Consider the following 12137-nt stretch of genomic DNA (forward strand, 5'->3'; position numbering starts at 1 on the left):
TTGCCTCTTTGTTAAAATCACTATTTACACAAATGCTAATAAGAACTATTATCATTTGCAATACGTTTATGAAATTAATTGAGAACTTTTGTGATCGCATCTACTAAATTTGTCTTTATTACGCTGTGTTTTTTAGCTATTCAATTTTCTGCTTCTGCATCGACTTTAGCGAAAGCCGACATGCGTATTGTCAGCGCTGGCGGCAGTATTACCGAGATATTGTATGCATTGGGTATGCAAGCTAGCATTGTAGGAACTGACACCAGCAGCAGCTATCCTGATGATGTTTCTGGCTTACCAAAGGTTGGATATTATCGTCAGCTAAGCACTGAAGGCGTCCTCAAGCTCAAACCCAGTCATGTTTTTGCAGTAAAAGGCCTTGGTCCTGATGCGGTGCTGCAGCAGCTTGAAAGCATGGGAGTCACCATTTATGTGTTTGAACAAGAGCGCAGCGAACAGGGGCTTAAGGACTTGGTCATGCAAATTGCACAAAAGCTAGGACGAGAAGAGCAAGCAAAAGACCTTAACGCGCAAATTACTCGGCAGCTAGCGCAATTACCAAGCATTAATAATGCGCTTAAACCCAGTTTTTTGATGTCGGTAAACGAACGAGGCTTAATGGCGGCAGGCGATAATACGGTGCCTAATTTGTTGTTTAAGGCGCTTAAGTTAAATAATCCATTTACAGAATTTGAAGGTTTCAAGCCGATTTCCTCAGAGTCTTTGTTGGCTAGCGGCACCAATATTATTTTTTTACCGCAGCACCAAGCCCGTGGCATGAGCCCAATTAAACTCTGTGAGCTAGCCGCTTTATCTACTTGGGCAAAGATTCATGGCTGTAATTTGCATGTGGTTGACTCATTGATGTTTTTAGGCCTTACGCCGCGTTTGGCGTTGGCAGCTGAACAAATGGCGCACGCCATTAACGCAGCCCCTTAAGCTAATTAGGGCACTTCGATTATGTCAGCTAATCAAAATACCCCTTCTTTGTTGAGTATCCAGTCAAAGCAATCCAGCCAGCTTAGTCCTGCGTTTGCGAATAAGCGCTTATCAATAAAGGCGCTTGCACAGGCTGCGCGTGCTAAGCATAAGCGCTCTATTGTTATGCTGCTGGTCTGCCTTCCTTTAGTAATCCTATGGTCAATGAGCAGTGGTGCCCTCGATTTAGCCTTATTGTATATTATACAAGCTTGGATTTTTGCCAGTGATATGCCGGCAGAGGCCGCCATTGCTGGGCAAATTCTCTGGGAAATTCGTTTGCCACGTATTGGCATGACTATTTTTACCGGGGCAGGGCTTGCTCTGTGCGGCGTTGTGCTGCAGTCTTTGTGTCGTAATCCACTGGCAGATCCTGGTCTCATTGGTGTGTCTTCTGGCGCAGCGCTATTTGCGGCCTTTGGTTTTTTAATCGTCAGTGTGTATGCACTACCAGCTTGGTTGCCCAATATTATTGCGCAAAGCTTTATACCCTCTCTAGCTGCTATGGGAGCTGGACTAGCCCTGTTTTTATTGCTCAAAATTGCCAATGGTCAAGGCGGTATCAATACCTTAATGCTGATTCTTTCAGGTGTTGCTATAAACGCGGGCGCGATGACCTTATTAGGCTTTATTACCTACATTGTGGATGATGCTACCCTGCGGCAAATCACCTTTTGGAGCATGGGTAGCTATGCCGGTATTGATCATAGCAAGTTGCTCATTAGCGCCGGTATCGTCTGTTTGGCGCTGGTGTTTTTTATGCGGCATATTCACCCTTTAATGCTGATCAGCACCGGCGAAAAACAAGCTAAATTTCAGGGCGTTGACGTTAATAAAGTCAAGACGCAATCGCTTCTTATGGTCGCACTGGTCGTCGCGGTTTGCGTAAGCTTTACCGGCATTGTTGGTTTTGTTGGTTTGGTGGTACCGCATATTTGCCGACTGATGCTGGGCGCGCATTTACGTATTTTAATGCCTGCCAGTGTATTACTTGGCGCCATTTTAGTCACGGTTGCAGACACACTCGCACGCACCTTAATTATTCCAGCAGAGCTTCCTATTGGTCTGCTCACATCATTAATTGGCGTGCCCTTCTTTTTATACCTTATTTTGCGTGAAAAACGGAAACTTGCTCATGTTTGAATGCCAAAACCTCACGTACAAAAGTGCGCAACGTACGCTCTTAAACAATATAAACTTGTGTTTTGAGCGCAACAAAATAACCGCCATCATAGGCGCGAATGGCGCGGGTAAATCTACGCTATTTAAAGCTTTACTAGGCGAACTAGGCCATTGTGACGGCGCAGTATTGTTTCAAGGTCACCCTTTGTTGGCGCATAGTTTAATAAGCTTAGCTGAGCATCGCGCCTTTGTGGCGCAACAACACAACTTAAGCTTTAGTTTGCCGGTGTTTGAATATTTATTGATGGCAAGAGAGCATATCCATGAGTCGATGAGTACCGCTTACGAGATAGTCCAAAACACGAGTGTAGACTTTCAAATTTTGCATTTACTCGAGCAAGATATTACCCGTTTATCGGGCGGTGAGGCGCAGTTAGTTGAATTTACGCGCGCATACTTACAACTTTGTGAGCATGATGATAATGAATTCGCGTATCCGCCTGAGGAGTATGGCGGGCGCAATCAAACTTTATACCCTCAAACATTAGCCAATAAATGTCTTTTGCTCGACGAGCCCGCCAGCGCCTTAGATATTAAGCAGACCAAGCGTCTCTATCAGCATTTGTTAATGTTTAAAAACCAAGGTGCAACGGTGATTTTAATTGACCACGATGTTAATGCCATGGCCAGTATTGCAGACAACATTGTATTGATTAAAGGCGGCATGGTCTTAGCGGCGGGGCCAAGCGAGAAGGTCTTTGCGCAATCGCATTTAAACGCCTGTTTTGATGTGCAGGGCACGCTTTATCAACCCACTATAAGGCCATCATCGTCAGCGCAGTCATCATCAGCACAATCAAGCCAAGCATCAAGCTTGTTAAACTCACATTCCGAGACCTCAGTAAAGGCTCATGGCAAACGCCACCCAAGTCCTATTTTTCATGTCGATATTTCAGTTTAAGGAGAATAACAATGAGCAATAAATCACAACACATCCAACAAGCACGCACATTAATGCGCAGTCAACACAGTGGTGCTTTAGCCACTATAAGTTTATCAATCAAAGGTTTTCCCTTTGGTTCGGTAAGTCCGTATTTGATGACCGAGAGCGGCGACCTTATTATCTATGCATCTGACATTGCGCAACATTCACGAAATATGAAGGCTGACCCTCACGTCAGTCTACTGGTGCACGATGGCGCGCAAAATGACAGCCAAGCCAGTGCTCGGGTAACGGTGTTAGCCCTCGCAAAAGCAGATGCAGTGAGTAAGGCACAGCAGGAGGCTTATTTTATGTTGTTTCCACAAGCCAAAAAATACGTGCAAGCCCATGATTTTAGGTTTTATTTACTCAGTACACAGCGGGTTAGGTATATAGGCGGATTTGGCGAAATTTATTGGTTTAGTCAAGACGAATGGCAAGCAGATGTGATCAGTCTTGATAAACAAGCCCAGCCAGTAATAGATCATATGCATGAGGATCATGCCGACGCGCTGGCCGAAATATTCAATTTTACCACTAAAAGCAAAGCCAACGAGGGTGAGGTAAAAATGCTGAGTTGCTTTGCAGAAGGCTTCCATGTGACGCATCAACAAAACATACATTTTATTGGGTTTATAAAGCCATTAGGGCGTCGATATGATCTACGAAATGCGATGATAGAACTCACCAAAGCAGCGCGCTGTGAATTGGAAGTGACTTAAGTTACTTATGTTGCTTAAATTTAATTGACTAAAACGGGGGTATCTTTCGTTTCAATAGGATGCCAATTAGCATCTAGCCCTAAGTTACCGAAACAACCTGCACGGTGGGCCGCACAGGGTGTTTCGCTTGGGGTAGTGAAGCTCAATCGAAGGGTCACTAAATATGCATACGCTTACTGCTCTATAAAAAATCGCGTAATAATGCTTCATTACCAATGTCGGATGTAACTTGATTTCGAACTAACTACCGCTAGCAAATCGTTTTAATGACTAAAAGTCATCAGCGACAATCAAATTCGGTGCTGCGTCCGACGTTTCTCCGTTAACAACAAATGCAGTATAAATTTGATTAGCTTGTAGGCGTAAAATCCCAGTTTCTAGTACCACTGTTTTTGTATTAGCAGGCGTGATAGATACTATATAATCGCCTTCGCTAACTGTTACATAGCCTGTTTGTGCCAGCTCACCAGTCTGGTATGGGATATCTGTCAAATTTGGGTCTACATTCATAACATTACCATCGCTCGTAATATATATGTCAACGTCTGCAACAGTAGATGCGGCATGAAATAATCTAATTTGAGCATCAGTTGCAATTCGACGTGGCGTATCAATAATTAAATCCAAATCAATATTTGCTAGTTCATTGTTGGCGATTGCCGTATATCGTTGACCCGCTTCAAGGTTAATAAGTGCGTCATCGATAACTACAACAGAATTGTCTCCCGCTGCTGCAACATCAATTAAATATTCGCTCGCGGCCACATCTGCATAGTCGGTCACTGACGTAAAACTCACATCACCAAACAGCTCAAGGGCATTGTTAGCAATAATGTCTACTGCCGGCGCATCGGCCAAGCCGTGCACAACTCGAATGGAGGAGGGAGTATTTTTATCTAAAATAATGGAAGAAGTGCTGCCATCAGATACGACCAAACTCACAGGAAAGTCGCCAGTTGAGACGTTATTTGTTGCTAATACCAATAGTTCTGAGTTTGCGGGTAGAGTCACTGGACCTGAATCAAAAACAACACTCATAGAGCCTGCGGGAGTGATTCTAATTAGATATTCACCACCCTCTACTTCTATTATTCCGGAGCTGTCTTTATAGCCAAGGGTGGCGATAGCTTGGGCGTTGGCAATGTCTGTATCTATTGCGGTTATATATACATCTACAGTGGGCGCTGCCTCAGCCACATGCACCACTCGAGCTCTCACATTGCCTTCAGTCAAATCTTCGTCAAGGTTGCTTAAAGTAAGCAGTTCTAAGGTGTCGTTTGCCACGCTTCCAACTGCTATCACGTCATAAGAGAAAGTGGCTTCGGGGCTAAGACTAATACTTAATACCTATACAGCGCCAGCAGTTGTGTTTGCTTGTATCGCAAAATTATAATCTGTGCCACTTTCTAAAGTGAAGGTTTCAGCGGCTTGAGCATGGGTTTCTCAGAGTCTTGTGTGATGATTGTCATCATGAGAAGCTTGTTGCTTTTAGCTGCAAGAAGCGTGGGTTCTGCCCAAGCTGTGGGGCAAGGCGTATGGCAGAGAGCGCTAAACTTTTGGTCGATGACGTCCTCAACGGCTATCCGATACGCCAGTGGGTGTCGAGTTTGCCAATCCCACTAAGGTTGTTGCTCGCCAGATACCCCAAAGAACTCAGCAAAGTCCTGCAAATCATCCACCGCGCAATTTCTACAGACATCATCCATCGCTCAGGCTACTTGAAAAAGCAGGCCAAAACAGGCGCAGTCACCTACATTCAGCGGTTCGGTAGCGCGCTGAATCTCAACATACATATGCACATGCTGTTTCTTGAAGGCGTCAGCCGGATTTAGTCTACATGCTGGTGTATTTGCAGACAGCCATGAAAGTGACAAGCTAGAGCGATTATGTCGTTACATCGCAAGGCCAGCGGTCAGTGAGGAGCGCTTAAGCCTGACATCGACTGGCAAAGTCAGATACGAACTAAAGACTCCTTACAATGACGGTACAACACACGTATTCTTCGAGCCGCTAGATTTTATGGCCAAACTCGCGGCATTGGTGCCACCGCCCAGACTAAACCTTGTTCGCTTTTACGGAGTCTTTGCGCCAAATGCCACCGTGCGAGCAGAAGTGACTGCAGCGAAACGCGGCAAGCACAGCCCCAAACTCGATGAAGCACTCAAAGACACGGACAAGCCCTGTCGGTCCGAACCTTACCATGCCAGAAGCATGAGCTGGGCACAGCGACTTAAGCGGGTTTTCAACATGGACATTACACAGTGCGAAAGCTGCACTAAACACAACGTGAAGATCATTGCCTGCATTACTGACACCATCGTGATCAAAAAGCTCCTCGACCACCTCGATAAAATAGCCTCACCGATTACTGCACCACTGCCGTCATTGTTACCACCGCTTCGCGCACCGCCGAGAGAGATATTTGATGACTCCCATGTAATTCAACGTGATTTCGATTGAAGAGCTTAATACATAACAACACTTAACGAACTGCCGACAACCACATGATTTGCGCGGCTAGGGCAAACCTGCGTCCACCTTTCATTTTCTGCTCTACTAGATAGGCACTCATCGACATTGCATCGCCAATAGCCACAACATTTCGACTTGAATTGCACTGACTAAGTGACGAACCTGATCTAAAGTGATACGGTTATAACGTATGGTAGATAGCTTTAATAAATCTTATACTCCAATGCTCGTGGTAGTAATATTATATTAGCATGCGGCCAAAGCCCTTTTACTTTCTTTTAAAAAGCTCTTTTTCTATCAATTGCTGATTCACTTCTTCACTGTATTGTGGGTTCAACTCACTTGGAATAGGGGCGCCTATTTGAGTTCGCCAATTATCGAGCTTTGCGCTTAAATCTTTTAAAATGGATGGTCGTTTATCGGCAAGGTTATTCGTTTCACCTAAATCAGCAGAGAGGTCGTATAATTCGTATTCATTGTTTTCAAAATAATGGAGTAACTTCCAGTTGCCACTTCGCATAGCGCTTCCTGGTCGTGTTCTAAATAATGGATCTTGCCCTTGGTCAGTTTTGCTATTGTGAGCTTGTAAATAAACTGGAAAATGCCAAAACAAGTCTCTTGATTGAAGTGCTGCTTGCTTGAGTAATAAGGGGCTTAAATCTACTCCATCCAATACAAGACCAGATTTTGGCTTTTGCGACATACTCAATAAGGTTGGATAAAAATCTGCATTAATTACGGGAGTAGAATCTATGCCCGGCTTTATTTTGTTCGGCCACCTAAATAGTAATGGAACGCGTAAGCCACCCTCATAATATGAACCTTTGCCTGCTCTCAGGGGTGAAGGAAAAGATGACATTTTGTAGCCTCCGTTGTCAGAGGTAAAGATAACAAGCGTATTGTCGGCCAAGTTTTGAGCTTTTAACATATCTAAAATACGGCCAACATTGTTGTCCATATGTTCTACCATTGCAGCAAAGGTTGCTTGTTTCTTGTCAGTTATACCCTTGTCTAGGTATTGTTGAATAACACTTGCATCTGCTTGAAACGGAGTGTGCACTGTGTAGTAAGGCACATAGGCAAAAAACGGTTTGTCTTTGATAGATGTTACCCAATCAATTACTTCAGTGGTAAGGCGACGCGTCAAATACTCACCCTCAGGGCCATCTTCTATATTCGGAAGTTTATAAGGGCTGTAATAGTGAAACGTCATGCCATTGCCGCTACCAGCAACGTTTTTGTCAAAGCCTTGGGTGTCTGGATCTGCACCTAAGTGCCATTTGCCAAAGTGGCCTGTGGTGTAACCTGCCTCTTTTAACGACTCAGCCAAGGTCACTACTTCTGCATTAAGCCCTCTTTTATTCTTTGTAGGGATTAATTTTCTAGTTTGCACATCGCCTCGAGTAGAAGGTGATACGGTATAAATGCCATGACGTGGCCCATATTGGCCTGACATAAGGACAGCCCGACTAGGCGCACAATTAGCGGCTCCAGCATAAGCATTATCAAATCGTAAACTTTGCTTGGCTAATTGGTCAATATTAGGTGTTTCGAATAAGTCTGTATTTTGGTTATAGCCAACATCTGCCCAGCCCAAGTCATCAACAACAATCATCACTACATTTGGTGGAGTTTGTGATTTTGTTTGTGCGTCAGGTTCTTGAGGTGATGAGTTATCACTCCCACATCCACTTGTTAAAAACATAAGCGCGAGTAGAACAATACGTAAACTCATGGAGTTACCTTTAGTCAGCTCTTATGTTTTATGGAGTGTCAAATTTGGTTAATATCGTTTAACTTAAAACATAAGGTTGTTACATTTATTAATCATAATATTACATTGTCGGTCAATATCAATCAACAAGCAAAGTTTTTATGAGTAAATTCACAAGCATTGTCATGCTGTGCGTATTAGTGACGGCCGGCAAAAGTCAGCAAGCACAAAACGAGGCGCAAAATGCTTCAAGTGAGCCGCAAAGCTGATAGTCAACACCCACTAAAAAGCCAAACACTTCGCCATTGGCTAAAACGTTTACCGTTGGGGCATCAGAAGAAGCATGAACCACGCGAAATTGCGCTGTTTCGTCGTCTATTGGGGCTGGGTCATTGTCGCTGCTCAGGCACCCGCTTAGCAATACTATTACAAGCAAGCTAATTGATAATTTAACAACTTTCATAGATTTCCCTAGAAGTTTGATTAATTTGGCTTAAACAATTCAGTATTTTTAATGTTTGGGTATTGCTGTTAAAAAGCGTGAGGGAAACAAGTGGACCCGCTTGTGTGCTTTCATATATTTTGATATTGAATGAAAATATATTTAGCTTGCTGACAAAGCGTAAAAAATGATTAAGGTTTTGTAATGTTATTACATTATTACTATATTAAGCGGGTTTAAATCATCTAGCTTTTGGAGGATTAAAATTAAGGGCTTGCTCCAGTAAAAATAATTTAGTACCGTTTGGTTTAGGGATGCCACTTTTAAACTCAAAGGAATGAGATGAGATATTTTTTACTATCTATAGTTTTCCTTACTGGTTGCAACAGCACCGTAACAACTCTCGAAAAAGACACAGACCTAATATCAACCGCCGACAAAGGCTATCTGTTGATTGGCGTAGAAACCAATCGCGATCTAAAGTCTATTTCTATCAGCGGCCCTGATAATATAAGCCTGTCGCATACTGACCTTAACGCCGGCACCAACTTCATTTTAGTCGACCTCTCTGTGGGTAACTATGAAATAAATAGAATTACATTAGATCATTGGTTCAGAATCAATTTAAAAGATGAAGAAAACTGGCAGTTCACCATTAGCTCACAGTCTATAAACTACGTTGGACATTTGGAAATTGTTAACAGGGGATTCTTTTCAACATCTGCGCGCTTAGAGCTAGTAAATCGCTCAACCGAAGCGCTGGAGTTCATGGAGGATAATTTTCCGACAATCTATGAAAGTAAAACACTCAGCTATGGCGGTCCCGGCGAGGATCTCTTTCTTGAGTATCTGAATAGCTTAAGAGGTGCCCAATGAAATATTTAATGAGCATCTTATTAATACTACTATTTTCAGTAAGTTCGGGCGCCCAGCATGTTTATGTGAAAAGTGAAGACCTTTTTGTCGCGCCTTCTCACAAAATGGGACAGCTTTCTGCAGATGGTAAGTTTTTTTCTTATATAAAATATGAAGATGGCCAACAGTACTTAGAATTTGCCAATTTAGAAAACTACCAAAGCGCCTCGGTATTGGCACTGCCCAAACAATCACGCCTAAAAAGCTATACTTGGCTCAAGCACAATACTATGCATATGGTGTTAATGAATCGAAATCAAAGCATTGAGTACATTGTCAATATTGCTACTGAAGATGTGCTTGCCGGCAAGCAGCCTCAAGTTGACTATTATAAACTGCCACAAGGATATGTAGTCAGTGTGCTTCAAGACAATCCTGAGCAAGTGATGTTTGCTCGAGCTAAGGAAAATGATAGCGAACGCAGACATTCGCTTTACAAAATTGATATCGAAGACTTAAAAAATGATATTTTTTCATCAACAGATTTGATTGATCAAGGTGACGAGGATTTAGTTCGGTATTTTTATGACGACTCATATCAACGTATCATCGGCGTGTTTTACGATGTAGATTCAGACCAAATAATTTTGAGCTTTCGTGAGCTTGCTAATAAGGCATGGCAAACCATCATCACCTACGAAGACCAAGATTTTAATATGAGTCCAATTGGATTTTTAGGCGCTAACGAAGTTGCTGTGCTCACCAATAAACAAACCGATACGGTAGTCCTGCAAAGTTACAATTTCAAGTCTCAAGAATTGGGCGAAATTTTGTATCAGCACGACTTATATGATCTAACCGATGCGACGCTTTCGGCGAACGGTGAGTTGCTTTCAGTCGAATATATTCAAAGTGGCTTGCCGCAAACTGAGTGGGTGATCAATAGTGGTAATAGACTCGCCTCACGCCTTGCAAAAACCTTTGAAAATGGTGTTCCAGTTATCATTGATGCCTCAGAGGCGCTAGAGCGAAACCTTATTTTTGTGGCCGGCTCGGATAATCCCGGTGAATATTTTTTGTATGAAAAAGCAGTAGATAAAATCGTAAAGCTAATTGATAAATATCCTCAGCTTAGCGAACTATCCTTTCCTGTTACCGAATCATTTAAAGTTAAATTAGATGACGCTACCAATATAGAAGCCTTTATTACAAAACCAAGCGGTCTTGACCTGAATACGCTTTTAGTTATGCCTCATGGCGGCCCAATAGGGGTACGAGACTACAGTTTCTTTACCCCTGATATTCAGTACTTGGTCAATAGAGGCTTCACGGTATTGAGGGTAAACTTTAGAGGCTCATCTGGCTACGGTAAAGCCTTTTTGGATAGCGGTAGAGGCGAATTTGGCCAGCTTATAGAGCAAGATATTTCAAAAGTGGTAGAACAGGTTATAGCCAAAAATAACTATGACAACATTTGTGCTATTGGCGCAAGCTATGGTGCGTACTCTTCTATGATGTTAGCCATAAAGCATCCCGAGATATATCAGTGTGTGGTGGCAAGCTACGGTATTTATGATTTACCCTTATTGTTTAACTACAGTAATTATCGCACAGGCGAAGCTTTTCAAGAAACCATTGCGAAAGTCGTGGGCGAATATAGCCCTGACAAAAAAGAACAATCACCCGTTTATTTCGCCGATAAACTAAACGTTCCAGTGTTAATTATTGCGGGTAAAAATGACATTATTGCGGGCTTCGAGCAATCTAATCGGATGCGTTACATGCTCGATAAATTTGGTAAGGAAGTCGAACACATTTTCTATAAAAATTCAGGCCATGGGCATTCGAATTGGTATTTAGATAGACATGAAAGTGCCTATATTGTTGATTATTTGTATCGAAAGCTGAACATTGAAGCACCCTTTGCGACTGATTTAGATGGTTATTCTGCTCAAGCCTTGGCATATGATAATTTAATAATTGCAGATGAGCTTGATCACGATAAGCATATCGCTCAAGACCGAGCACGAGCGTTTGACTATTTGCAAAGGGCCAGCGCCTACGGTAATCCCCGAGCAATTTTTAATGAAGGAGCACATTATCATCGTGGTGACCAAGTTGATTTTGATATACAAAGAGCTATCTCTTTGTATGAACGCAGTTTAGAACTTGGTCATGATGGAGCATACAGGCGCCTAGGGCAGATGTATCTAGAGGGAGTTTATGTTGATAAAAACGATGAAAAAGCCCTTTCTTATTTGAAAACTGCTAATGAAAAAGACGACAGTTTTAGTAATAAACTAATTTTAGCTCGCTTGCATTGCATCGCAGCTGAGCCAATTAAAAATGTGGATAAGTGCATAGCAGAAACAAAAAAAGTCGCTCCAGATAAAGGCAAAGGTAAAGACATTCATAGTTTTAGGGCGCATCTGGCCGAAATGGTAGTAAGGGGTAACTATACGTCAAGTGAACAAAAATTAGTGTCAGACTTTGTTATAGAGCAATTAGATCTTTCTTCATCGAGTTTTGAATTAGAAATAAAAGAGGAAGGTTTATTCACTCTTATCCCTCATGAACGATTTGGGCGACGGGGAGAGTTTGAACTCGCGGAGCTTCAAACCATGTCACTTTACGAGGATACCGAAAGCGTCAATGGGATGAGGTTTGGTGTCAGGTTTGAAATGGACACGCCAGGGTTTTCAACCCGCAAAGACCAAACATTAGTAATAACGAAATTAGAATCCTATGGTCCTGACGGTCGCCTTTTAAGTGAGAAGATTGCAGGTAACAAGCGCACTAGCCTTTATGATGTTCAAGAGATGTATAGGATAGAGGATTACATTTCGTCAC

General features: G+C 42.7%; 9 protein-coding genes and 1 pseudogene. 7 read left to right on the top strand and 3 right to left on the bottom strand.

The features are described 5' to 3' along the window. The first annotated feature begins 90 nt into the window (after nt 1–90). The 4 genes from AB9H30_RS18400 to AB9H30_RS18415 are packed head-to-tail and all read left to right on the top strand — an operon-like array spanning nt 91 to nt 3804. Nucleotides 91–939: a hemin ABC transporter substrate-binding protein gene (locus tag AB9H30_RS18400; protein WP_371196234.1), complete on the top strand. Its 849-nt coding sequence runs from the start codon at nt 91–93 to the stop codon at nt 937–939. Between the two features lie 21 nt (nt 940–960). Then, the gene (locus AB9H30_RS18405) at nt 961–2121 is read left to right on the top strand and encodes a FecCD family ABC transporter permease (RefSeq protein ID WP_371196235.1); all 1161 of its coding nucleotides are present in this window, start codon (nt 961–963) and stop codon (nt 2119–2121) included. Beyond that, nucleotides 2114–3061, top strand: coding sequence for an ATP-binding cassette domain-containing protein (locus AB9H30_RS18410; RefSeq protein ID WP_371196237.1), 948 nt, complete (start codon nt 2114–2116; stop codon nt 3059–3061). The genes AB9H30_RS18405 and AB9H30_RS18410 overlap by 8 nt, the downstream gene beginning before the upstream one ends. Before the next feature lie 11 nt (nt 3062–3072). Further along, nucleotides 3073–3804, top strand: coding sequence for a HugZ family protein (locus AB9H30_RS18415; protein ID WP_371196239.1), 732 nt, complete (start codon nt 3073–3075; stop codon nt 3802–3804). A 270-nt stretch (nt 3805–4074) separates the two neighbouring features. On the opposite strand, the gene AB9H30_RS18420 is transcribed toward AB9H30_RS18415, so the two are convergent. Further along, complete coding sequence (locus AB9H30_RS18420) at nt 4075–5142, bottom strand: DUF4397 domain-containing protein (RefSeq protein ID WP_371196254.1); 1068 nt, start codon at nt 5140–5142, stop codon at nt 4075–4077. An 86-nt stretch (nt 5143–5228) separates the two neighbouring features. Between AB9H30_RS18420 and AB9H30_RS18425 the strand changes: the two are divergent. After that, nucleotides 5229–6264: pseudogene (locus tag AB9H30_RS18425) on the top strand (transposase); the annotation flags it as partial. A 280-nt stretch (nt 6265–6544) separates the two neighbouring features. Here the strand turns inward: AB9H30_RS18425 and AB9H30_RS18430 are convergent. Next, nucleotides 6545–8011, bottom strand: a complete 1467-nt coding sequence (locus AB9H30_RS18430; RefSeq protein ID WP_371196241.1) for a sulfatase — start codon at nt 8009–8011, stop codon at nt 6545–6547. Between the two features lie 196 nt (nt 8012–8207). Beyond that, complete coding sequence (locus AB9H30_RS18435) at nt 8208–8453, bottom strand: hypothetical protein (RefSeq protein WP_371196243.1); 246 nt, start codon at nt 8451–8453, stop codon at nt 8208–8210. Nucleotides 8454–8774: 321 nt separating this feature from the next. Here AB9H30_RS18435 and AB9H30_RS18440 point away from each other — a divergent pair, with 321 nt between their 5' ends. After that, nucleotides 8775–9308 (top strand): hypothetical protein, encoded by a 534-nt coding sequence (locus tag AB9H30_RS18440; RefSeq protein WP_371196245.1) that lies wholly within the window; start codon nt 8775–8777, stop codon nt 9306–9308. Between the two features lie 8 nt (nt 9309–9316). After that, nucleotides 9317–12137 (top strand): prolyl oligopeptidase family serine peptidase (locus tag AB9H30_RS18445; protein WP_371196247.1); only part of this gene is annotated, 2821 nt, incomplete at its 3' end.

This window comes from Glaciecola sp. SC05, assembly GCF_041380235.1.
GTDB lineage: Bacteria > Pseudomonadota > Gammaproteobacteria > Enterobacterales > Alteromonadaceae > Glaciecola.